Origin of the sequence: Arthrobacter sp. YA7-1, from assembly GCF_025960325.1 — a bacterium.
In the GTDB taxonomy this organism is placed as follows: Bacteria; Actinomycetota; Actinomycetes; order Actinomycetales; family Micrococcaceae; genus Arthrobacter; species Arthrobacter bambusae_A.
The window spans coordinates 3,405,325-3,427,431 of record NZ_CP110114.1 but is presented as its reverse complement, the minus strand read 5'-3'; the positions used below and the strand labels follow the sequence as shown (position 1 = coordinate 3,427,431).

At 65.8% G+C, this 22,107-nt stretch carries 20 protein-coding genes; 16 read left to right on the top strand and 4 right to left on the bottom strand.

Features of this window, described 5'->3' with window-relative positions:
* The first annotated feature begins 23 nt into the window (after positions 1-23).
* From OIT41_RS16060 to OIT41_RS16045, 4 genes are all read left to right on the top strand, one after another.
* Positions 24-800 (top strand): demethylmenaquinone methyltransferase, encoded by a 777-nt coding sequence (locus OIT41_RS16060; protein WP_078107836.1) that lies wholly within the window; start codon positions 24-26, stop codon positions 798-800.
* A 23-nt stretch (positions 801-823) separates the two neighbouring features.
* Positions 824-2,167, top strand: a complete 1,344-nt coding sequence (locus OIT41_RS16055; RefSeq protein ID WP_264636809.1) for a geranylgeranyl reductase family protein — start codon at positions 824-826, stop codon at positions 2,165-2,167.
* Between the two features lie 9 nt (positions 2,168-2,176).
* Positions 2,177-3,280 (top strand): polyprenyl synthetase family protein, encoded by a 1,104-nt coding sequence (locus OIT41_RS16050; protein ID WP_264636807.1) that lies wholly within the window; start codon positions 2,177-2,179, stop codon positions 3,278-3,280.
* A gap of 615 nt (positions 3,281-3,895) precedes the next feature.
* Positions 3,896-4,162, top strand: coding sequence for a hypothetical protein (locus OIT41_RS16045; protein WP_264636806.1), 267 nt, complete (start codon positions 3,896-3,898; stop codon positions 4,160-4,162).
* Positions 4,163-4,291: 129 nt separating this feature from the next.
* Here the strand turns inward: OIT41_RS16045 and OIT41_RS16040 are convergent, their stop codons facing one another.
* The gene (locus tag OIT41_RS16040) at positions 4,292-4,714 is read right to left on the bottom strand and encodes a hypothetical protein (RefSeq protein ID WP_241707021.1); all 423 of its coding nucleotides are present in this window, start codon (positions 4,712-4,714) and stop codon (positions 4,292-4,294) included.
* A gap of 13 nt (positions 4,715-4,727) precedes the next feature.
* Positions 4,728-5,399, bottom strand: a complete 672-nt coding sequence (locus OIT41_RS16035) for a trimeric intracellular cation channel family protein (RefSeq protein ID WP_241707022.1) — start codon at positions 5,397-5,399, stop codon at positions 4,728-4,730.
* Positions 5,400-5,462: 63 nt separating this feature from the next.
* Here OIT41_RS16035 and OIT41_RS16030 point away from each other — a divergent pair, with 63 nt between their 5' ends.
* The 12 genes from OIT41_RS16030 (at position 5,463) to OIT41_RS15975 (ending at position 19,918) form a co-directional block, all read left to right on the top strand.
* Positions 5,463-6,176 (top strand): sirohydrochlorin chelatase, encoded by a 714-nt coding sequence (locus OIT41_RS16030; protein ID WP_264636805.1) that lies wholly within the window; start codon positions 5,463-5,465, stop codon positions 6,174-6,176.
* Between the two features lie 132 nt (positions 6,177-6,308).
* Positions 6,309-8,054, top strand: coding sequence for a nitrite/sulfite reductase (locus OIT41_RS16025; RefSeq protein ID WP_078107985.1), 1,746 nt, complete (start codon positions 6,309-6,311; stop codon positions 8,052-8,054).
* Positions 8,051-8,767 (top strand): phosphoadenylyl-sulfate reductase, encoded by a 717-nt coding sequence (locus OIT41_RS16020; RefSeq protein ID WP_264636804.1) that lies wholly within the window; start codon positions 8,051-8,053, stop codon positions 8,765-8,767. Before OIT41_RS16025 ends, OIT41_RS16020 begins: the two co-directional genes overlap by 4 nt.
* Entirely contained in the window at positions 8,764-9,834 is a 1,071-nt protein-coding gene (gene cysD, locus OIT41_RS16015; RefSeq protein ID WP_264636803.1) for a sulfate adenylyltransferase subunit CysD, read from the top strand. Before OIT41_RS16020 ends, cysD begins: the two co-directional genes overlap by 4 nt.
* The gene (locus OIT41_RS16010; protein WP_264636802.1) at positions 9,834-11,246 is read left to right on the top strand and encodes a sulfate adenylyltransferase subunit 1; all 1,413 of its coding nucleotides are present in this window, start codon (positions 9,834-9,836) and stop codon (positions 11,244-11,246) included. The genes cysD and OIT41_RS16010 overlap by 1 nt, the downstream gene beginning before the upstream one ends.
* A 279-nt stretch (positions 11,247-11,525) precedes the next feature.
* On the top strand, positions 11,526-12,680 hold the full coding sequence (locus tag OIT41_RS16005; protein ID WP_264636801.1) for an ABC transporter substrate-binding protein: 1,155 nt from the start codon (positions 11,526-11,528) through the stop codon (positions 12,678-12,680).
* Between the two features lie 109 nt (positions 12,681-12,789).
* Positions 12,790-13,527, top strand: coding sequence for an ABC transporter ATP-binding protein (locus OIT41_RS16000; RefSeq protein WP_234748948.1), 738 nt, complete (start codon positions 12,790-12,792; stop codon positions 13,525-13,527).
* Positions 13,517-14,467, top strand: coding sequence for an ABC transporter permease (locus OIT41_RS15995; protein ID WP_264636800.1), 951 nt, complete (start codon positions 13,517-13,519; stop codon positions 14,465-14,467). Before OIT41_RS16000 ends, OIT41_RS15995 begins: the two co-directional genes overlap by 11 nt.
* A gap of 35 nt (positions 14,468-14,502) precedes the next feature.
* Positions 14,503-15,537: an LLM class flavin-dependent oxidoreductase gene (locus OIT41_RS15990; RefSeq protein ID WP_264636799.1), complete on the top strand. Its 1,035-nt coding sequence runs from the start codon at positions 14,503-14,505 to the stop codon at positions 15,535-15,537.
* A gap of 85 nt (positions 15,538-15,622) precedes the next feature.
* Entirely contained in the window at positions 15,623-16,879 is a 1,257-nt protein-coding gene (gene cobA / locus OIT41_RS15985; RefSeq protein WP_078107992.1) for a uroporphyrinogen-III C-methyltransferase, read from the top strand.
* 98 nt (positions 16,880-16,977) lie between these two features.
* Positions 16,978-18,444 carry an FAD-dependent oxidoreductase gene (locus OIT41_RS15980; RefSeq protein ID WP_264636798.1) on the top strand — a complete coding sequence of 489 codons (1,467 nt, stop codon included), beginning with the start codon at positions 16,978-16,980 and terminating at the stop codon, positions 18,442-18,444.
* Positions 18,445-18,538: 94 nt separating this feature from the next.
* Positions 18,539-19,918 carry an MBL fold metallo-hydrolase gene (locus tag OIT41_RS15975; RefSeq protein ID WP_264636797.1) on the top strand — a complete coding sequence of 460 codons (1,380 nt, stop codon included), beginning with the start codon at positions 18,539-18,541 and terminating at the stop codon, positions 19,916-19,918.
* 93 nt (positions 19,919-20,011) lie between these two features.
* Here OIT41_RS15975 and OIT41_RS15970 read toward each other — a convergent pair whose 3' ends face one another.
* Positions 20,012-20,692, bottom strand: coding sequence for a FadR/GntR family transcriptional regulator (locus tag OIT41_RS15970; RefSeq protein ID WP_241707031.1), 681 nt, complete (start codon positions 20,690-20,692; stop codon positions 20,012-20,014).
* Positions 20,689-21,954, bottom strand: coding sequence for a CynX/NimT family MFS transporter (locus tag OIT41_RS15965; RefSeq protein WP_413542290.1), 1,266 nt, complete (start codon positions 21,952-21,954; stop codon positions 20,689-20,691). The genes OIT41_RS15970 and OIT41_RS15965 overlap by 4 nt, the downstream gene beginning before the upstream one ends.
* Positions 21,955-22,107 lie beyond the last annotated feature (153 nt).

The following is a 22,107-nucleotide window of genomic DNA, read 5'->3' as shown; positions in this document are numbered from 1 at the left end:
TATTTGTCTGAGACAATTGCAGGGTGAACCGAGCATCCTTGGAAAAGCGTCCGGACGAAGTTGCGACGATGTTTGACGATGTCGCCCCCAAATACGACGTCGTCAACGATGTCCTGTCCATGGGGCAGACCCGGCGTTGGCGCCGCGTCGTCGTCGATGCGATGGACGTTCGCGTAGGCCAGCGGGTCCTGGACCTTGCGGCCGGTACCGGCACGTCCAGCGAACCGTACGCCGACGCCGGAGTGGACGTCGTGGCGTGCGACTTCTCGTTGGGAATGCTGAAGGTCGGCAAGCGCCGTCGCCCGGACATCAACTTCGTTGCCGGGGACGCCACCAAGCTGCCCTTCGCGGACGCTTCCTTCGATGCCTGCACCATTTCCTTCGGCCTGCGCAATGTCAACGAACCGCACAAGGCCCTCGCGGAGATGTTCCGCGTCACCAAGCCGGGCGGACGCCTGGTTATCGCCGAATTCTCGGCCCCTGTGGTGCCCCTTTGGCGGACCATGTACACCGAATACCTCATGCGCGCGCTGCCCGCCATCGCCACGAAGGTCTCCTCCAACCCGGACGCCTATGTGTACCTTGCCGAGTCCATCCGCGCGTGGCCGGACCAGGATCACCTGGCCGCCTGGCTGCAGGAAGCCGGCTGGACCGACGTCACCTACCGCAACCTGAGCGGCGGCATCGTGGCAGTGCACCGCGCCCAGAAGCCCGGTGCCGAACACCGTGAAAGCGTTCCCGTGGCCAAGCTGCGCCGCCAGATCAAGCCGCGCCGCCAAGCCGGCGATCAGTCCCGCTAACCGGCCCTATTAACAAGGACGCTGTGAACGTACTGATAGTCGGCGCAGGGCCAGCCGGGTCCACCGCTGCGTACTACCTTGCCCAGGCGGGCATTTCCGTGACGGTGCTGGAAAAGACCAGCTTCCCGCGCGAGAAGGTTTGCGGCGACGGCCTGACTCCCCGCGCCGTCCGCGAGATCCAGAAGCTCGGCCTCCCGCACGCCGAGGACGCCGGGTGGCGCCGCAACAAGGGGCTCAGGCTCATTGCGGGCGGCCGGACGATTGAATTGCCGTGGCCCGAGGTCGCCGACTTTCCCACGTACGGGCTCATCCGCACGCGCCTCGGATTCGACGAGGAGCTGGCCCGGCACGCCCAGTCGGCGGGCGCCGTCGTGCTTGAACGGCACAGCGTCACCGAAGCCCTGCGCGACGACGCCGGACGAGTGATCGGCGCACGCGCCGCGCTGCTCGACGAGTCCGGACGCAAGACGGGCGAGACGCGCGATTTTCATGCCGACGTCGTGCTCGCCGCGGACGGCAACTCGACGCGGACCGCCGTGTCGCTCGGCATGCACAAACGCGACGACCGCCCTCTCGGCGTCGCCGTCCGCACCTACTTCACCTCGCCCCGCCACGAGGACGACTGGATGGAAGGCTGGCTGGAGCTCCCGGGCAAGTCCGGCAAACCGCTGCCCGGTTACGGCTGGGTGTTCGGCGTCGGCGACGGCACGTCCAACGTCGGCCTCGGGATCCTGAACTCCTCCAAGGAATTCGGCAAGCTCGACTACAAGCAGGTCTTGCGCGAATGGACCGCCGGCATGCCGTCCGAGTGGGGATTCACGCCCGAAAACCAGGTGGGGGAGATCCGCGGCGCGGCCCTGCCCATGGGCTTCAACCGCACCCCGCACTACTCTCCGGGGCTCATCCTCCTGGGCGACGCCGGCGGCATGGTTTCACCGTTCAACGGCGAGGGTATTTCCTATGCCATGGAGTCCGCCCGCTTTGCGGCCGAGTTCATCATTGACGCGTCATCGCGTTCACGTTCGGCCGGGTGGACAGCCGACGACGCCGACGCGCACCTTTCGCGGTACGCGGACTATGTGCGGGCCCAGTGGGGTTCGCACTTCACCCTGGGCCGCGTCTTTGCCGCCCTTATCGGCAAGCCCGCCGTCATGAAACTCGCGCTGCGGACCGGCATGCCCATCCCGGTGCTCATGCGCTTTGTGGTCCGGATGCTCGCGAACCTCACGGATACGTCGGCCAAGGGTTTCGAGGACCGCGCGATCCGCGTCCTCGAGATGCTGGTCCCGGCCACGTCCAACACCACGTCCACCGCCGCTTTCACCCGCGCCGGCACCGAATCAACGCTTTCCTCCGTGAAAAGTTAGGGTTAACCCGTGACTCACTCTGCCGAACACAGCTGGACGCACGCCGGGCACGGCTTGCCGGACGCTGTCGAACCCGGTCCCACCACCACCGCGATCGCCACTGGCCTGCAGCTTCCTGCCGGTTTTGCCGCCATCGCCAAGGACGTGGAGCTGGGTCCTGCCATCACCACGAACCTTGCGCGCGTGGAAAAGAAGCTCCGCGAAGCAATCGCCAACTCGGACCCCCTGGCTGACGCAACGTCGCGTCACTTGGTGGAAGCCGGCGGCAAGCGCATCCGCCCGCTCTTGACTCTGCTGTGTGCCCACCTCGGGGACGCGTCCCGGCCGGAAGTGGTCCAGGCCGCCGTCGTGGTTGAACTGACCCACCTCGCAACCCTCTATCACGACGACGTGATGGACTCCGCGCCCTACCGCCGTGGCGCCCCCACGGCGCACGAAGTCTGGGGCAACTCGGTGGCCATCCTCACGGGCGACCTGATCTTCGCCCGCGCCTCGATCCTGGTCTCCGAACTCGGGTCGCGTGCCCTGGGAATCCAGGCCCGCACATTCGAACGCCTGTGCCTCGGCCAGCTGCACGAGACCGTCGGTCCGCGTGAAGGCGAGGACGCCGTGGAGCACTACCTGTCCGTCATCGCCGACAAGACCGGTTCCCTCGTTGCGGCCTCGGGCCAGCTCGGTGCCATCTTCGCCGGCGCCGACGAAGCCTTCGAGGACGTGCTGGTGGAATACGGCGAAAAGGTCGGCGTGGCCTTCCAGCTGGCTGACGACGTCATCGACGTAACTGGCGTCAAGGTCAAGTCCGGCAAGTCCCCGGGGACCGACCTCCGTGAAGGCGTTCCCACGCTTCCCGTCCTTTTGCTCCGCAAGGCCGCCGACAACGGTGACCACTCCGCCGTCGAACTTTTGAAGCTGGTTGACGGCGACCTGTCCTCCGATGAGGCGTTGGCTTTGGCCGTTGCCGGACTGCGCGAGCATCCTGTCACCGCCGAATCCTGGGTGATTGCGCGCCAGTGGTCCGCCGAGGCCATCGAGGCTTTGAAGCCGTTGCCCGAAGGTGTGGTCAAGGAGTCGCTCACGAACTTCGCCCACGCCGTGGTGGAGCGCGCCAGCTAGTTTCTTCGCCCGGACCCAACTGACTCGCAGTTGTTGTCGTTTTGACGCTTCATAACGACAACAACTGCGAGTCAGTTGGGCGGGCCGGACGGGTTGGGATCCGGGTTGGGCAGGGACGGGCGTAAATGCAATGGCCCCGGTTCCTTGCAACGCTACGAGTCACGCGCTGCAACGAACCGGGACCATATTCTCCGTTCGCATCAGACTCACCGGAGGCATTTAGTGAATCCGGTTACAGCTTATGACAACTTTGTCACGGATGCAACTTTTCCCGTCAAAGGGTTTTCTCGAGTTTTTCAGGAATTGACTTTCCTTCTTCGAATTCAGAATGGCCCCTACACGCCTGCAAAGGGGTGTCTCTTGCAGTCCGTTGGCCGAAAGAAAGTCAGGAAGGGCCAGCAAAACTTGTCCACACAGGGGAGCCGGCAGCTGCTGTCGCCCGAGCGATACTGCTGGACTGGCCACATGGATGTGGTGCAATTCCTCAGAAACCGGGGTGGTGCGGCAAGGACTGCGCAACTGCAAGGACCAGGGGGCGTCCAAGGGCGGGGGAGTTCCCGGGAGCCCGAGGCCATCCACCTCAGCTGCGGTAGCTGCCAAGTCCGGGATAGTGTGGTGGACCACGCCCGATGTGCCCACCCTGGGTATCCGTACCTTCCTCTGGCCGGCCTGGCTGATCTTGAGGCGCGCCAGGTCAAGAAGGACAGACACCGCGACAACGCCAGCGTGAGGGGTGGCCTTTTGGTGTTGCGTTACTACTACGAGGACGTGGTCTTCCGTCCTGAGGAAGTGGTCAACGAGATCCTGACCGTGCTGCGACACCGGGAAGTGGGCCACTTCGCCCCCGCAAGATACGCGCCCGGGTGGGTCCCGCCGTCGTAATCCAGCAAACAGCGCGCCGTCCTGACCCTCCTTGCCACGAAAAAAGCCGCGACACACCGAGTTCAAGGCGTGTCGCGGCCGTTCAAAATTCAAACAGGGTCAGGAAGGCGCGGCCTCCCGAGCAAACCCCTAGTCTTCGTCGCTGAAAGCCCAGTCGAACATGTCGAACACGAATTCGGAGAACGTGCCTTCCTCGGATTTCCACTGGCCGCGGGCGTTGTTGCGGCGCCAGACGATGGGATCGGGGACGCCGAGGTCGCCTACGCGGAAGCCCCAGGTGAATTGCTCCTCTTCGTCCTCCAGGAACATGAGGAAGCCTTCGTCGTCCACTTCGAGCTCTTCGGGGTCCCAGAAGTAGTGGTAGGCCTCCATGAGGTCCTCGCAACCACCCAGGGCGAGGTAGAACTCGCGCAGCACCATGGGAATGGTGAACGAGTGGGCGGACAGGGCCTCGTCCAGCTCAGAGGTGGACAGCCCATCTTCTTCCTGCCATTCGTCCTCGAGATACTTCGGTACAAGCGCGCGGAATTTCTCGAGGAACATGTCAGTCATGCTCCCATCCTAGCTAATCCCGGCCGCGTGAATCGGCGCCCGGGGAGACCCCGGCGCGGTGCCATCCCCGGACCGCCAAAGGCACCCGCCAACCCCAACGCCAAGCCACCACCCGGAAGGCGAAAACCCAGGCCGCAATGACCCCGGCTGTTACGCCGTTGAAAGCTCCGATGTTCCAGAGCAGGGCGGTCAAGGCGGCTCCCGTGAAGGCCGGCAGGGCGTAGAGATCCCGCGCATTGAAGAGGGTGGGAATTTCGTTGGCCGTGATGTCGCGGAGCAAGCCGCCGCCCACCGCCGTCGTGACTCCCAGCAGGATCGCAGCCACCGGATTCATCCCGGCAGCCAGTGCCTTGAGCGTCCCCGTGATGCAGAACAACGCCAGCCCGCCGGCGTCGAACAGGGTCAAAAGGGACGTGAAGCGCTGGATGCTCGAAAACAGGAAGTACACCAGAACCGCGGCCAACAAGGGTGGCAGCAGATAGACCGGGTTGGTGAACGCCGCGGGTGGGCCGGCGTTGATGACGATGTCGCGGATGACACCGCCGCCCAGGCCGACGAGCGAAGCCAAGAGCAGTGAGCCGATGATGTCGAACTGCTTCTTGGCGGCGAGCAAGGATCCGGACACGGCAAAGAAGAAGACGCCGGCCAGATCCAGCCATACCAGCGCAAGGTCAAAAGTGAACAAATGCAGCTCCATTCTTCGTTCACAGACGGGCGATCATGCTCGCCCAACGTTACGCTTGCACGCATGAACAGCCCCGTCTTGATCGCGTGCGCCCACGGAACCCGGAACGTCGAAGGGCAAGCCGCTATCCGCCAGGTCATGGCCGAGATCGAGGCGCTCCGGCCCGGCCTGACCGTCGTTGAGGCCTACGTGGACGTCCAGGAGCCCGAGTTGGGCGGCGTGGTGGCCAGCCTCCCGGAGGGCACGCCCGCCGTCGTCGTTCCCTTGTTGCTCAGCACCGGCTACCACGTCAAGGTGGACATCCCGAAGGCGATCACGTCCCGCCCGGAGGTGTCCGCGGCGCCGCCGCTGGGGCCGGACCCGCGGCTCGCGGAGCTGCTCGCCGCCCGGTTGCGCGACGCCGGCCTGGGCGACGACGACGGCGTCCTGCTGGCCGCCGCGGGCTCATCGCTGCCGGACGGTTCCGTCGATTCGGAAGAGCAGGCGCGCCAGCTCGCCGAGCTGCTGCCCAACAAAGTGCGCGTCGCTTACGGTGCCAGTGCCGAGCCGAACGTGCCCGACGGCGTCGCGGCCCTTCGCGCGGAACTCACCGGCACGGAGGCCACCGAAGGCGGCGGCCGGGTGGTGGTCTCCTCGTACCTGCTGGCCACGGGCTATTTCCATGACCAGCTGTCCAAGGCCGGGGCCGACGTCGTGACGGCGCCGTTGCTTCCCTCTCGCGTGCTCGCGGAGATCGCCCTGGAACGCTACGACGCGGTGGTTGCTGCTCTCTCCTGAGCGGGCATTGCGAATGCACAGCGCGGCCGGGTGAACAAGGCACGACGGCGGTTCGTGACGAAATGTTTCCCTAGGTGACTCTTCGTTTCTGCGTCGTTGTTGGAGAAATCTGGCCAGCCCTACAGTCGATGCATGACTGATACAGCTCTAGCCGGAGCGTCTGCGGACGAGGCTGCACCCAAGCGCCCGGCCCGCACCGCCCGTCCTGCCGCTAAACCCCACGGCCAGTGGAAGGTTGACGGCACCGCGCCGCTCAACGCCAACGAAACCTGGAAGCAGGAAGACAACGGACTGAACGTCCGTGAGCGTATCGAGTCTGTCTATTCCAAGCACGGCTTCGACTCGATCGACGGCACGGACCTGCACGGCCGTTTCCGCTGGTGGGGCCTGTACACGCAGCGCAAGCCCGGGATCGACGGCGGCAAGACCGCCACGCTTGAGCCGCACGAGCTCGAGGATAAGTACTTCATGCTCCGCGTGAGGATCGACGGCGGTGCGCTCACCACCGAGCAGTTGCGCGTCATCGGCCAGATCTCCGTGGACTTTGCCCGTGGCAGCGCCGACTTGACCGACCGCCAGAACATCCAGCTGCACTGGATCCGCGTGGAGGACGTGCCGGAGATCTGGCGCCGCCTCGAATCCGTCGGCCTGTCCACCACCGAGGCGTGCGGCGACGTCCCGCGCGTCATCCTGGGCTCCCCGGTTGCCGGGATCGCCAAGGACGAGATCATCGATCCCACGCCGCTGATCCACGAACTCGCGGAGCGCTTCATCGGCGACCCCGAGCTCGCCAACCTGCCGCGCAAATACAAGACCGCCATCACCGGCCACCCCTCGCAGGACGTGGTCCACGAGATCAACGACTTCGGCCTGGTCGGCATGGTCCACCCCGAACTCGGCGTCGGCTATGACCTCTGGGTGGGCGGCGCGCTGTCCACCAACCCGATGCTCGCCAAGCGGCTCGGTGCGTTCGTGAAGCCCGAGGAAGCCGCCGAGGTATGGCTCGGCGTCACCAGCATCTTCCGCGACTACGGTTACCGCCGCATGCGCACCAAAGCTCGCCTGAAGTTCCTCCTGGCCGACTGGGGTCCCGAGAAGTTCCGCCAGATCCTCGAGGACGAATACCTCGGCTTCAAGCTTTCCGACGGCCCCGCTGCCCCGAAGCCTTCAACTCCGGGCGACCACGTCGGCATCCACGAGCAGAAGGACGGCAAGTTCTTCATCGGCGCCACACCCTTGGCCGGACGCCTCTCGGGAAGCCAGCTCGTGAAGCTCGCGGACACCCTCGAAGCCCGCGGCTCGTTCCGCCTGCGCACCACGCCGCACCAGAAGATCGTTGTGTTGGACGTCGCCAAGGAGCAGGTGGAAGCGCTCGTGGCCGAACTGGACACCCTGGGCCTCTCCGCCCGCCCGTCCGTCTTCCGCCGCGGCACCATCGCCTGCACCGGCATCGAGTTCTGCAAGCTCGCCATCGTGGAAACCAAGGTCACGGCAGCCACCGCCGTCGCCGAACTGGAACGCCGCCTGGCCGACCTCGCGGACAGCGGCCAGTTGCCGCAGGCCCTGTCCCTGCACATCAACGGCTGCCCCAACTCCTGCGCCCGCATCCAGACCGCGGACATCGGGCTCAAGGGCATGATGTTGCCGACGCCCGACGGCGACCCCACCCCGGGCTTCCAGGTCCACTTGGGCGGCGGGCTGGCTTCCTCCAGCCGCGAAGAAGCAGGCCTCGGACGGACCGTGCGCGGCCTCAAGGTCTACGTCGAGGACCTGCCCGATTACGTAGAGCGGGTAGTCCGGAAGTTCGTGGCCGACCGTGCCGAGGGCCAGACCTTCGCCGAATGGGCACACTCCGCAGATGAAGGAGATCTCCAGTGACCACCACCACCCAGCTCCGCTCCCACGACGAACTCAAGGCCCTGGCGGAATCCGGTGCCGCAGAGCTCGGCTGGAACGCGCCCGCCCGCGACGTCATCGCCTGGGTGGCCCGCAACTTCGAACTGCCCGCCGTCGCCGTGGCCTGCTCCATGGCCGACGCCGTGCTCCCGGCCCTCGTCGCGGACCAGTTTCCCGGCGTCGACGTCCTGTTCCTGGAGACCGGCTACCACTTTCCCGAAACCCACGCCACGCGGGACGAAGTGGCCGCGAACCTTCGCGTGAACATCGTGGACGTGCTCCCGGAAAACACCGTGGAGCAGCAGGACCGCCTTCTCGGCAAGGACCTGTTCGCCCGCGACGCCGCCCAGTGCTGCGCGCTCCGCAAGGTCCAGCCGCTGCGCCGGACCCTCGCCGGCTATGAAGTCTGGTTCACCGGTGTCCGCCGCGACGAGGCCCCCACGCGGACCAACACGCCGCTGATCACCTGGGACGAGACCAACGGCCTGGTCAAGGTCAACCCGATGGCCGACTGGAGCTTCGACCAGCTGGTCCAGTACTCCGAAGACAACATCCTTCCCGTCAACCCCCTCCTGAGCCAGGGCTACCCGTCCATCGGATGCCAGCCCTGCACCCGCAAAGTGGCCCCTGGAGCGGACCGTCGCTCCGGCCGCTGGGCAGGAACCGACAAGACAGAATGCGGACTACACGTATGAGTACCCAAATCACCAACGAGGACCTGGAGTTGTCTGTGCTGGAAACCGACGCAGCTGAGACGCCGACTGCCGCCCAGGGAGTGGCATCGGGCCTGTCGGAGCCGCGCGCTGGGCTGATCGAAGATCAGCCGCGCGGCGAAGGGGCGGGGGCGGCAGTCGGCGTCGAAACCTCTGAGCGCCTTTCCTCACTCGACACCCTCGAGTCCGAGGCCATCCACATCATCCGTGAGGTTGTTGCCGAGTTCGAGAAGCCTGCGCTGTTGTTCTCCGGTGGCAAGGATTCCGTGGTGATGCTGCACCTGGCCACCAAGGCGTTCTGGCCTGGCAAGGTTCCGTTCCCCGTGCTGCACGTGGACACGGGCCACAACTTCCCCGAGGTCATCGACTTCCGTGACCGCACGGTGGAGCGCCTGGGCCTCAAGCTGGTGGTGGGTTCCGTGCAGGAGTTCATCGACCGTGGCGAACTTGCCGAGCGTGCCGACGGCACCCGCAACCCGCTGCAGACCGTGCCGCTGTTGGATGCCATCCAGCGCAACAAGTTCGACGCCGTCTTCGGCGGCGGCCGCCGCGACGAGGACAAGGCCCGCGCCAAGGAACGCATCCTGAGCCTGCGCGACGAATTCGGCCAGTGGGATCCCCGCAACCAGCGCCCGGAACTGTGGAACCTGTACAACGGCCGCCACACCGTGGGCCAGCACGTCCGCGCGTTCCCCATCAGCAACTGGACCGAACTGGACGTCTGGCGCTATATCGAGCGCGAAGGCATTGAACTGCCCGGCCTGTACTACGCCCACGAACGCGAAGTCTACGAACGCGACGGCATGTGGCGCGCAGTCGGCGAGGTTTCCATGCCGAAACCCCACGAGGAAGTCGTGACGAAGCTCGTCCGCTACCGCACTGTGGGTGACATGTCCTGCACGGGCGCCGTCCTTTCCGACGCCCGCACGGTTGCCGACGTCGTTGTTGAAGTTGCCGCATCCACACTCACCGAACGTGGCGCCACCCGTGCAGATGACCGCATCTCCGAGGCAGCCATGGAAGACCGCAAGAAGGACGGCTACTTCTAATGAGCACTGAAACCGCACTCCTGGAGACCGGCCTGCGCGAATCGACGCTGTTCCGCTTCGCCACGGCTGGATCCGTCGACGACGGCAAGTCCACCCTCGTGGGCCGCTTGCTGCACGATTCCAAGGCGATCCTCGCGGACCAGCTCGACGCCGTCGCCCGCACCTCGGCGGACCGCGGCTTCGGCGGAGCCGGCGCCACCGGCAGCCAGGCGATCGACCTTGCCCTCCTGACCGACGGCCTTCGCGCCGAGCGGGAACAGGGCATCACCATCGATGTCGCCTACCGCTACTTCGCCACCGACCGCCGCAGCTTCATCCTCGCGGACTGCCCCGGCCACGTGCAGTACACCAAGAACACGGTGACGGGCGCGTCCACTGCGGACGCCGTCGTCGTCCTCATTGACGCCCGCAAGGGAGTCCTGGAGCAGACCCGCCGCCACCTGTCAGTGTTGCAGTTGCTCCGCGTGGCGCATGTGATCGTCGCTGTGAACAAGATCGACCTCGTGGACTTCAGCGAGTCGGTCTTCCGCGAGATCGAGGCCGACGTGCAGAAAGTCGCCCGCGAGCTTGGCTTGGGCAGTGATGGCGTGGCCGACATCGCCGTCATCCCGGTGTCGGCGCTCGACGGCGACAACGTCGTGGACCGCTCGGAACGCACCCCGTGGTACAGCGGCCCGGCGCTGCTCGAGGTCCTGGAAACCCTTCCGGCCGCGGACGAGCTCGAAAGCCACCTGGAGAGTTTCCGCTTCCCGGTCCAGCTGGTCATCCGGCCGCAAGGCGCGCTGGCTCCCGACGCCGTCGCCGCAGGGCTCGACGTCGGCGCGTACCGCGACTACCGTGCCTACGCCGGCCAGATCACGGAAGGAACCGTGAAGCTCGGGGACAAAGTCACCGTCCTGAGCCCGGGCCACGAACCCCGGATCACCACCGTGACGGGGATCGACTTCGCGGGCAGCGAGTTGACCGAGGCTACCGCTCCGCAATCCGTGGCGATCCGCCTGGCTGACGAAATCGACATCGCCCGCGGTGACACCATTGCCGCCGCAGGGACGGTGCGTGAGAGCTCGGCCGATCTGTACGCGGCCCTGTGCTGGCTTTCGCCGAAGCCGTTGCGAGAAGGTGCCAAGGTGCTCGTGAAGCATGGGACCCGGACCGTCCAGGCGCTCGTCCGCAATGTCACGGGCAAGCTGGACCTGGCCACGTTCAACGTCGAGGCGGCCTCCAGCCTTGAGCTGAACGACATCGGCAACGCCCAGCTTCGACTGGCCGCGCCGTTGCCGTTGGAGAACTACCTGCACCACCGCCGCACGGGCGCTTTCCTGGTGATCGACCCCGTGGACGGCAACACGCTGGCCGCCGGCTTGGTGAAGGACCACCCGGGCGACCACGAGGACGAACGTTACGTCATCTGACGCTTCCGGTGACTGGAACCGCAGCTTGTTTCCCGAACCCCGCCTTCAAGGTCCGGGATGGGAAACAAGCTGCGGTTTTTTGCGTCGGGGCCAGCTCAATTGTGACGCCGCATGAACGTGCGTGACCCCGGGTTTCCGGGTCATTGAACGGCAAATATGACAGTCCCTATGGTGAATCCATGACCTCATCGGATTGGTCCTTGGCTGCCCTTTCGGGGCGATGTCGCAGGGCCTGATAAACGCCCTGCCCCTTCCGCAACGCATCCCAAGGATTCCCCCATGTCAAACACCCCAGAACCCACGCCGCCCGCCTCGAACCCGGGAACCACCCGCATCGTCGCCGGCGAAACCAACAAGCCCAAGCGCCGCCGCGCGCTCGAGATCGGCATCGCCGTCGGACTCGTCCTGCTGATCGGTGCCGGTGCCGCTGTCGCATCGGTGGTGGCCAAGAACAACGAAACCCAGGCAGCCGCGGCAACGACGCCCGCCGCTGAACTTCGGCTCGGCTACTTCGGCAACGTCACCCACGCTCCCGCGCTGGTGGGCGTCAGCAAGGGGATCATCGCCAGCAAGCTCGGCAGCACCAAGCTCACTACCCAGATCTTCAACGCCGGACCCGCCGCGATCGAGGCCCTGAACGCCGGAGCGATCGACGCCGCCTACCTCGGGCCCAACCCGGCCATCAACTCCTTCGTCCAGAGCAAGGGCGCCTCCATCAGCATCATCGCGGGTGCTGCCTCCGGGGGTGCGCAGCTCGTGGTGAAGCCCGGCATCAACAGCGCCGCGGACCTCAAGGGCAAGACCCTCGCATCCCCACAACTCGGCGGCACCCAGGACGTGGCACTGCGCGCCTGGCTTGGCAAGCAAGGTCTGAAGAGCAACCCGAACGGCGGGGGCGACGTCGCCATCAACCCCACCGATAACGCCCAGACCCTCAAGCTCTTCCAGGACGGAAAGCTCGACGGCGCGTGGTTGCCAGAGCCCTGGGCCTCACGTCTGGTGCTCCAAGCCGGCGGGAAGGTCCTCGTGGACGAGAAGGACCTCTGGGACAAGGGTGCGTTCCCCACCACCATCCTGATCGTGAGCAAGAAGTTCGCCGCCGAGCACCCGCAGACGGTAACGGCCCTGCTCCAGGGCCACGAAGCCTCCGTCAACTGGCTCAACACCGCCTCGGCGGCCGACAAGGCCACCGCGATCAACGCCGCCCTGAAGGCGACCGCCGGAAGTACGTTGCCGGCCGACGTCATCGACCGCTCCCTGAAGAACATCACCTTCACCGTGGACCCGCTCGCCGGAACCTACAAGAAACTCCTCCAGGACGGGGTCGACGCCGGCATCACCAAACCGGCCGACATCAACGGCATCTTCGACCTCCGCGCCCTCAACAACGTGACCGGGCAGAAGACCTCGGCTGCAGGACTGGGCCAAGACTGAACTGCCAAGACCCAACTGACTCGCAGTTGTTGTCGTTTTGAGGCCTCATAACGACAACAACTGCCAGTCAGTTGGGAATTCAACAACGAAACAAACGAAGGACGGGACCATGCCAGTCGTACTGGAACACCTGGGTAAACGCTTCGGCGACGGAGCCCCGGTGCTGGACGACGTCAACGCCACCATCCAGCAAGGCGAGTTCGTCGCCTTGCTCGGTGCGTCCGGCTGCGGCAAATCCACCCTGCTGAACATCCTCGCGGGGCTGGACCAGCCGACGTCGGGCGCCCTGGAGGTGCCCAGCGACGGTGCCGCCTTCATGTTCCAGGATTCAGCGCTGTTTCCATGGCTCACTGCCCGCGGCAACATCGAACTCGCGCTGAAACTCGCCGACAAGTCCGGCAGCCTGAGCAAAGCGTCGCGTGCCGCCCGTGCGGGCGAGCTGTTGGACCTCGTCCATTTGGGTGGCGCGGGGGACAAGCGCCCGCACGAGCTCTCCGGCGGCATGCGCCAACGCGTCGCCCTGGCCCGCGCGTTGGCGCAGGACCGGCAACTGTTGCTCATGGACGAACCGTTCGCTGCCCTCGACGCCATCACCCGCGACCTTCTGCACGACGAGCTTGAGCGGATCTGGAAGGAAACCGGCCGCACCATCGTGTTCGTGACGCACAACGTGCGCGAAGCCGTCAGGCTCGGCCAGCGTGTCCTGCTGCTGTCCTCCCGTCCGGGACGGGTCGTGGCCGAGTGGAACGTCACCGAGGAACACCGGACCGACGCCGGCCGGGCCGGGGAGCTGACCGGAACCATTACCCGCCGCCTGCGCGAGGAGATCCGCCGCCATGCCAATTGAACAAGAGACCCGGCTTGCCGAAGGAGAGGCCGCCGAGCAAGCTCAGCAGTCCCGCCACATCACGTCGCCGTCCCTGAAGGGAAACCCGGACGAACTCCGGGACCTTGAGGCCGGCCTGGACAAGCTGCAGTCGGATGCCCACCGCAAGGCGCGCATCGACTGGGCCCGTATTGTCTTCCCGATTGCGGCGCTCTTGGTCCTGATCCTCGCGTGGCAGTTCTATGTCTCCCTTGGTTTCAAGCGCCGCGACCAGGTTCCCGGACCGCTCGACGTCCTGGGCCAGTTCGGTTCTTTGTGGGCCGAAGGCAAAGCCCAGGAAGCCATCTGGACCTCACTTCAGCGCGGCGTGATCGGATTCCTCATCAGCGTCGCCGTGGCTACTCCGGTGGGCCTGCTCCTGGCACAGGTGCAGCCGCTGCGCCGTGCCTTCGGACCGCTCATTTCCGGGCTCCAGGTGCTGCCGTCGGTGGCCTGGGTTCCGGCGGCGATCATCTGGTTCGGGCTCTCGGACGGCACGGTGTACTTTGTCGTCCTCATGGGTGCCATCCCGTCCATCATCAACGGGCTGATTTCCGGCGTCGACCAGATCCCGCCGCAATACCGGAGCGTCGGGAAGGTCCTTGGGGCCTCGCGACTGCAGATGGCGTTACAGATCGTCCTGCCCGCGGCCCTCCCCGGCTATCTGGGTGGACTCAAGCAGGGCTGGGCTTTCTCCTGGCGCTCGCTCATGGCCGCCGAAATCATCGCGGTGGGCGGCACCATCGGCTTCGGACTCGGTTCGCTCCTGGACCAGGGCCGCACCCTGTCGGACATGGCCACGGTCATGTCCGCCATCCTGGCGATACTCTTTGTGGGCATCCTGATCGAGCTCGTTGTCTTCGCCCCGATTGAGCGCCGCCTCCTGCTCCGCCGCGGCCTGCTCGCGGGCAGCACGCGCTAAGGAATTCCCCGGCCCACACCGTGGTTGATGCGGGCATGAAACGAATCGGTTTTCTTTCCTTCGGCCACTGGGGACCCGTCCAAGGATCGCGCACTCCGTCGGCCGGCGACGCCTTGCTCCAGGGGATCGACCTTGCGGTGGCGGCCGAGGAACTCGGCGTCAACGGAGCCTTCTTCCGCGTGCACCACTTTGCGCGCCAGCAGGCCTCGCCGTTCCCCTTGTTGGCGGCCATCGCGGCCCGGACCAGCCGGATCGAGATGGGCACGGGCGTGATCGACATGCGCTACGAAAACCCGCTTTACATGGCCGAAGAAGCAGCGGCCACGGACCTCATCAGCCAAGGCAGGCTCCAATTGGGCATCAGCCGTGGTTCACCCGAGCCGGCCCTGCACGGCGCCCGGTACTTTGGCTACGCGCCCGCCGAGGGTGAGGACGACTCCGCGATGGCCCGCCGCCACACCGCCGTTTTCCGGCACGCTATCGCAGGCCACGGAGTAGCCGAAGCTGATCCCTCCTTCATGGGCGGCGGCCGTGGCCTCCTGCCGATACAGCCGACGTCGCCCGGGCTGCCGCGACGGATCTGGTGGGGCGCCGGCACCCGCAAAACCGCCGTCTGGGCCGCGGAACAAGGGATGAACCTCATGAGCTCCACCCTGCTCACCGAGGACACCGGAGTTCCCTTCGACCAGCTCCAGGCCGAACAGATCAGCATGTTCCGGGAGGCATGGACAACGGCCGGACACGGTTTCGAGCCCCGTGTTTCGGTCAGCCGCAGCATCATTCCCGTGGTGGATGCCGAGGACGAACACTATTTCGGGCTCCGCGCGCAGGTGGATAACCGCGACCAAGTGGGCATGCTCGACGGTGCCCTGTCGCGGTTCGGCAAGAGTTACGTCGGCCCGCCCGATGCCTTGGCCGAGGAACTCGCGCAGGACGCCGCGGTCCAGGCAGCGGACACCGTACTCGTTACCGTGCCCAACCAACTCGGTGTGGAGTACAACATCAAGCTGCTGGGCAACATCGCCAAATACGTGGCTCCGGCGATCGGATGGGAGGCGCCCGGCGCTTAGGCGTAATGTGACGCCGGGTTACCTAGCGTGAACTGGTGTTTCCGGACCTTTGAAGCATGTTACGGCCCGGCCCTACAGTTTTTTCATGGCAATACAGGACATCTACCCCACAGCCCTGCGGCTGCTCGGCCGCCCGGTGCTGGTGGTGGGCGGCGGACCCGTGGCTGCCCGACGCGCCAAGGGACTGCTCGACGCCGGCGCTCGGGTGACCGTGGTGGCCCCCGTTGCCTCTGACGCGCTCCGCGAACTTGCCGCCTCCGGCCTGCTCACCTGGGAGCCGCGCACCTACCTTTCCTCCGACGTCGACGGCGTATGGTTCGTCCAGACTGCCACCGGTGTTGCCGCTGTGGACGCCCAAGTAGCCGCCGACGCCGAGGCGCAGCGCATCTGGTGCGTCAACGCCTCGGACCACGAATCGTCGGCAGCCTGGACGCCCGCCGTCGCCGTCGTCGACGACGTCAAAATCGCCATCAATGCCGGGGGAGACCCGCGCCGTGCCATGGCCTTGCGCGACGCGGTTGCCACCGCGCTTGAGACGGGAGACTTGCCCCTCCGCCGTCGTCGTGCGTCCACCGGAAGCGTCGCGCTCGTGGGCGGCGGGCCCGGCGACTCCGGACTCATCACCGTCCGCGGCCGCCGTCTGCTGGGCCAGGCCGACGTCGTCGTTGCGGACCGCCTCGGACCGCGTGACTTGCTGCAGGAGCTCGCTCCGGACGTCCGCGTGATCGAGGTCGGCAAGACACCCGGCCACCACCCCGTGCCGCAACTCGAGATCAACCGGATCCTTGTGGAGGAAGCCCTGGCCGGCCACCGGGTGGTGCGGCTCAAGGGCGGCGACCCCTACGTCCTGGGCCGCGGCGGCGAGGAAGCCGAATTTTGCCGGCAGAACGGCGTCGAGGTTGAAGTGGTTCCGGGCGTGACCTCGGCGATCTCAGTGCCGGCCGCAGCGGGTATTCCCGTGACGCACCGAGGACTCGCGAAGGGCTTCAGCGTGGTGACCGGCCACGAGGAACTCTCCGAGGTCCCGGCCCGACCGGACCACACGGTGATCCTGCTCATGGGCGTCGCCAAACTCCGCGAATCCGCCGCGGCCCTCGCGGAATCCGGAATGCCCCTGGACACGCCAGTAGGTATCGTAGAGAACGGCTACATGCCCGAACAGCGCGTCACGATCGGCACTTTGGCAACCATCGCCGAGCAAGCCGAGGCTACCGGCGTCGCAAATCCCGCAGTGATTGTGATCGGCGATGTTGTGCGTGTCAGCCCGTTTGCCCCCGAACATTTCAAGACCGCTGACTACAGCACACTGACCCCCAACAAGCCCCGCGTCGTTACCCCTTAGCCCCTCACCCAACTAGCTCGCATTAGGTGTCGTTATGAGCCCTCAAAACGACAACAATTGCGAGCCAGTTGGGAAGCACACTGAAAAGGAACACAGCCGTGTCATCTAGCACCACCGTAGGAACCGCCGCACGTCCGCTGCGCGTCGCCGTCGTCGGCTCCGGCCCGGCCGGCGTCTACGCAGCTGACATCCTGACCAAGAGCGAGGCCGTCAAGAGCGGCGAGCTGGCGGTCAGCATCGACCTCTTCGACCGCTACCCGGCTCCCTACGGCCTGATCCGCTACGGCGTCGCTCCGGACCACCCCCGCATCAAGGGCATCGTCAACGCGCTGCACAAGGTCCTGGACCGCGGGGACATCCGCTTCTTCGGCAACGTCGACTACGGCACGGACATCTCCATCGAAGACCTCCGCACCCACTACGACGCCGTGATCTTCGCCACCGGCGCCATCAAGGACGCGGACCTGAACATCCCGGGCATCGAACTGGAAGGCTCCTTCGGCGGCGCCGACTTCGTCTCCTGGTACGACGGGCACCCCGACGTTTCCCGCGAGTGGCCTCTCAACGCCAGCTCGGTGGCCGTGCTCGGCAACGGCAACGTCGCACTCGACGTTGCCCGGGTCCTCTCCAAGCACGCCGACGACCTTCTCGTGACCGAAATTCCGGACAACGTCTACGCGGGCCTCAAGGCTTCCCCGGTCACCGACGTACACGTCTTCGGCCGCCGTGGACCGGCGCAGGTGAAGTTCACCCCGCTGGAGCTCCGCGAACTGTCCCACTCCAAGGACGTGGACATCATCCTTTACGCCGAGGACTTCGAGTTCGACGAAGAGTCGGACCGCCAGATCCAGACGAACAACCAGACCAAGACCATGGTGGGCACGCTCACCAACTGGATCGCCGAGCAGCCCGAGGACCTCTCCGAGCTCAAGGCATCCCGCCGGCTGCACCTGCACTTCCTGCACAGCCCGGTGGAAATCGTGGATTCCGCAGAGACCCCGGGCAAGGTTGCCGCGATCAAGTTCGAGCGCACCGAGCTGGACGGCACAGGCAACGCGCGTGGTACCGGCGAGATCGTCGACTACCCGGTCCAGGCCGTGTACCGCGCGATCGGCTACTTCGGTTCCGCGCTGCCGGACGTTGAGTTCGACCACAAGCGCGGGGTCGTCGCGAACGACGGCGGCCGCGTGCTGGACGCTTCCGGCGAGCACGTTCCTGGCCTCTACGCCACGGGTTGGATCAAGCGTGGCCCCGTCGGCCTCATCGGCCACACCAAGGGCGACGCACTGGAGACGGTCACGTACCTCCTGGAAGACCGTGAAAACCTGCCGTTTGCTGCCGTTCCCGAGGCGGACGCCGTCGTCGAGCTCCTGGACGCCCGCGGTGTGAAGTTCACCAGCTGGGAAGGTTGGCTGGCCCTGGACGCCCACGAGCTCGCTCTGGGTGCCGCAGCGTCCGACGCCGGCACTTCGCACGGCGTCGAGGTCCAGCGCGAACGCATCAAGGTTGTCCCGCGTGAGGACATGGTGGATATCTCCCGCGACGGCGTGGCTGCCCAGGTCTAAATCTCCAACGCGGGGTCACTTGGCGCCCATCCGGGGCATCGGAATGGGCGCTAAGTGACCCCGCGTTGCGCGTTATCGGGGCTAAACTTTCCGCATGGACGTCGTCGTCGTCGAAACGACCCAATTGGGGGACCCCAGCTACCTCGTTCACGACGGTACGGTGGCGCTCGTGATCGACCCCCAACGTGACACCGACCGCGTCGAAACAGCGGCGCGCGCTGCGGGAGTGGCCATCACGCATGTCGCTGAGACCCACCTCCACAACGACTACCTCACCGGCGGCCTCATCCTTGCCCGTGACCACAACGCCCGCTACCTGGTGAATGCGGCGGACAACGTAGCGTTTGAGCGGGAGCCGGTTGTCCCGGGGCGGGCGTTCAAGGTAGGCAGACTTTCAGTCAAGCCCGTGGCCACGCCGGGCCACACGCACACACACCTGGCCTATGTCGTTTCGGACCCCGACGCCGGCACTGGCGTCCGGCTAGCCGTGTTCTCGGGTGGCAGCCTGCTCTACGGCTCTGTGGGCCGGACGGATTTGATTGGCCCGGAGGAGACCGCCGGACTGGCCCATGATCAATACGCCTCGGTCCGGCGGCTCGTCGCTGAGGCAACACCGGATGCGATCCTGTATCCCACCCATGGCTTCGGTTCGTTCTGCTCCATCGGTCCCGCGAGCAGGATCCCCGCATCGACGATCGGGGAGCAGGCCGCAAGCAACCATGCGCTCACTGACCCGGACGAAGACCACTTTGTCAGGCACCTCCTGGCGAATATCACGGCCTACCCGAGCTACTACGCGCATATGAGCCCGCTCAATGCACTCGGTCCGGGCCCGGCGATACTCGACATGCCGGAATCCGTGGAACCCGCCGAACTGGAGCGCAGGCTCGAGGCCGGGGAATGGGTGGTGGACCTGCGCAACCGTGTCGCATTCGCCGCGAGCCACCTGCGTGGCAGCGTGGCCTTTGAATACGGGATGGGATCGAGCTTCACGAGCTACCTTGGTTGGGTCCTGCCATGGAACCAGCCGCTGACCCTGCTGGGTGCCCATGCCGACGTCGAAAAGGCCATCCGCGACCTCGCAAGGATCGGATTCGACTCCCCGGATGCCGCCGTCGGCGTGGATCCCGGGGCTCTGGCACCCGGCGCGTTGTTGGTGCAGTATCCGATCACCGACTGGGCGGGGCTGATGCGGGACCGGGCTCCGGGTGAAACGGTGCTGGACGTGCGCCGTACCGAGGAATTTTCCGCCTCACACGTCCAAGGCGCGGCCAATGTTCCATTGCACGAGCTTTTGCGCCGTGTGGACGAATTGCCGACGGCCAGGATCTGGGTGCATTGCACCTCCGGTTATCGGGCAAGCGTCGCCGCAAGCCTGCTGCATCGTGCAGGCCGCGACGTGGTGCTCATCGACGCGCCCTTCCGCGAGGCAGCTGATGCCGGTGTCGAACTGACGGGCGCCGCTTCAGGCTAGATCCCGGACCCGCTGCGGACGCTCGCTCACCTTTGGGGTATTTCCTGCGGACGCTCGCTCACTAGATGTGAGCGGGCGTCGGGGAAGATGGCGTCAGCTGTTGAGCCACTCCGCGGCAAAGTCCAGGTTGCGGTACACGCTCGCGACGGCGGCAGCTTCGTCGCGTGCTTCGATGGCGTCAGCCAGTTCGTCGTGGCCTTCGTGCGGGATGCCGTTGAAGCCGGCCTTGCGTTGTTGGCGCAGCAGATCGTCGTTGAAGACCCCGCCGAAGGAAACATACAACTGGTGCAGCAACGGATTGCCCGAAGCCAGCGCCACCCGTTCGTGGAAATCCCAATCGGCCCGGGCCCACGCGGGGTAGTCGGCCGCGAGCCAAGCATCGTGGCGCAGTTGGAGCAGTGCGCGCATGGCGGCGATGTCCTCGGCGGTAGCGTGCTTCGTGGCTAGCCGGGCGGCTTGGGTGTCGAGCCCCACCCGGACTTCGACCACGTGCTCCTGCGTGTGTTCCTTGTACATCCGCTGGGCTGCGCCGGAGATCTCGCTCGTGGCCCGGACATAGGTTCCGTCACCCCGGCGGACCTCCAACATGCCGCTGTGGGCCAAAGCTTTGATGGCTTCGCGGAGCGTCCCGCGGGAGACTCCCAGCGAGGCCATGAGCTCCGGCTCGGCCGGAATCTTCTCCTGTAGCGGCCACTCACCGGACTGGATCATGCTGCGCAGTTGCCTGGTGACTTCCTCGGCCAAGGCGGGCCGGTGCGAAGGTGTCAGGCTCATGCAACAGGCCTTGGTCCGGCCTTGATCGGCGTCCGTTTGCTGGTCAGCTGGTGGCCCGTCACCATGAGGGCCAGCGCCACCAAGGCAAGGAGTGCCAAGGGAAGGGTCCAAGCGCCGGTGGCACTGTGGAGCAGGCCCATGCCGAACGGTCCCAACGCCGCGATCAAGTACCCCACGGACTGGGCGACAGTGGACATGGCGGTGGTCTCCGCCGTCGTACGCCCGCTGCGGCTGATGATCACCAGGACCAGGGGGAAGATGCCCAGACCGAAACCGAACATCACGGCGGGAACCGAGGCGAACGACGTCGGCAGCAGAAGCATTGCGGGGATTGCCAGGAGGGTGGTCCCGCTGCCGAGGTACAGGGCAGGTCGCATCATGCCGGGCCGCGAGCCGATGGCCAGGAGGATCATGCCACCAGCCACGGACACCAGCTGCATGAGTCCGAACTGGAGGCCGCTCTCGGAGGCGCTGAGTCCCTGGGTTGTCAGGATGTAGGCAAACCAACTCATCACGGCATACGCCAGGAGGCCCTGCAACGTGAAGATGGAAGTGATAAGGAATCCCAGCCGGGTGCGCAGGAGCGGCCACATCGACACGTGCTCTTGGCTGGCCTTGCGTGATGAGCGGTGGGTGTGGAGGACCATCGGAAGGAAGCCAAGGAGTGCGGCGACGCCAAGGAGTCCCCATGCGGCCAGGCCCATCGACGGCGAGCCCAGTTGCTGCGCCAAGGGCACGCTGACCGCCGCGGCGAAGGTGGCACCCGCGGACATCGTGAAGGTGTAGAGACCGGTCATCATGGACGTCCTGCTTGCGTAGTGCTCGCGGATGTACGACGGCATGGCCACGTTGCACACTGCCAGGCCGGACATCGCCAGCACTGTTCCGGCGAGGAGCGCACCGGTTGCGGGGACGCTGCGGACCAGGAGCCCGGCGGCCAACATGGCGAGCGCGACGAAGATCGATTTCTCGACGCCGATCCGGCGCGATAGCCACGAGGTACCCAAACCCGCGACGGCGAAGCACAGCAAGGGGATCGACGGAAGAATCGACGCGACGAGCGCCCCGTATCCGAGGAATGCCTGCAAATCGTGGAACAGCGCCGCCGCGCTGGTGATGCCGGCACGCAGGTTCAGGCCGATGAGGATGACGGCGATGATCCCGACGACGGCGACCACCCTGGATTTCGGTGCTACCGTACCGCCGGTGGCCGGCATAGTCGTTGCATCCGTTGCGTGGGGAGTCGGGTGAGTCGAAGCCATGCTTAAAGGTTAGACGTTTGATGTCTGGCGCGGGAAGTTTTGTGGCGAATCTCTCTGTGCCGCGGCGGGAGCCCAACTGACTCGCACTTAATGTCGTTTTGGACGCTCATAACGACAACAAATGCGAGTTAGTTGGGGAGGGCCGACGATGGC

Coding starts and splice junctions, on each gene's coding strand:
- OIT41_RS16040 (WP_241707021.1), bottom strand. CDS start 4,714: ATGACTGACATGTTCCTCGAGAAATTCCGCGCGCTTGTACCGAAGTAT.
- OIT41_RS16030 (WP_264636805.1), top strand. CDS start 5,463: ATGAACAGCCCCGTCTTGATCGCGTGCGCCCACGGAACCCGGAACGTC.
- OIT41_RS16025 (WP_078107985.1), top strand. CDS start 6,309: ATGACTGATACAGCTCTAGCCGGAGCGTCTGCGGACGAGGCTGCACCC.
- cysD (WP_264636803.1), top strand. CDS start 8,764: ATGAGTACCCAAATCACCAACGAGGACCTGGAGTTGTCTGTGCTGGAA.
- OIT41_RS16010 (WP_264636802.1), top strand. CDS start 9,834: ATGAGCACTGAAACCGCACTCCTGGAGACCGGCCTGCGCGAATCGACG.
- OIT41_RS16005 (WP_264636801.1), top strand. CDS start 11,526: ATGTCAAACACCCCAGAACCCACGCCGCCCGCCTCGAACCCGGGAACC.
- OIT41_RS16000 (WP_234748948.1), top strand. CDS start 12,790: ATGCCAGTCGTACTGGAACACCTGGGTAAACGCTTCGGCGACGGAGCC.
- OIT41_RS15995 (WP_264636800.1), top strand. CDS start 13,517: ATGCCAATTGAACAAGAGACCCGGCTTGCCGAAGGAGAGGCCGCCGAG.
- OIT41_RS15990 (WP_264636799.1), top strand. CDS start 14,503: ATGAAACGAATCGGTTTTCTTTCCTTCGGCCACTGGGGACCCGTCCAA.
- cobA (WP_078107992.1), top strand. CDS start 15,623: ATGGCAATACAGGACATCTACCCCACAGCCCTGCGGCTGCTCGGCCGC.
- OIT41_RS15975 (WP_264636797.1), top strand. CDS start 18,539: ATGGACGTCGTCGTCGTCGAAACGACCCAATTGGGGGACCCCAGCTAC.
- OIT41_RS15970 (WP_241707031.1), bottom strand. CDS start 20,692: ATGAGCCTGACACCTTCGCACCGGCCCGCCTTGGCCGAGGAAGTCACC.
- OIT41_RS15965 (WP_413542290.1), bottom strand. CDS start 21,954: ATGGCTTCGACTCACCCGACTCCCCACGCAACGGATGCAACGACTATG.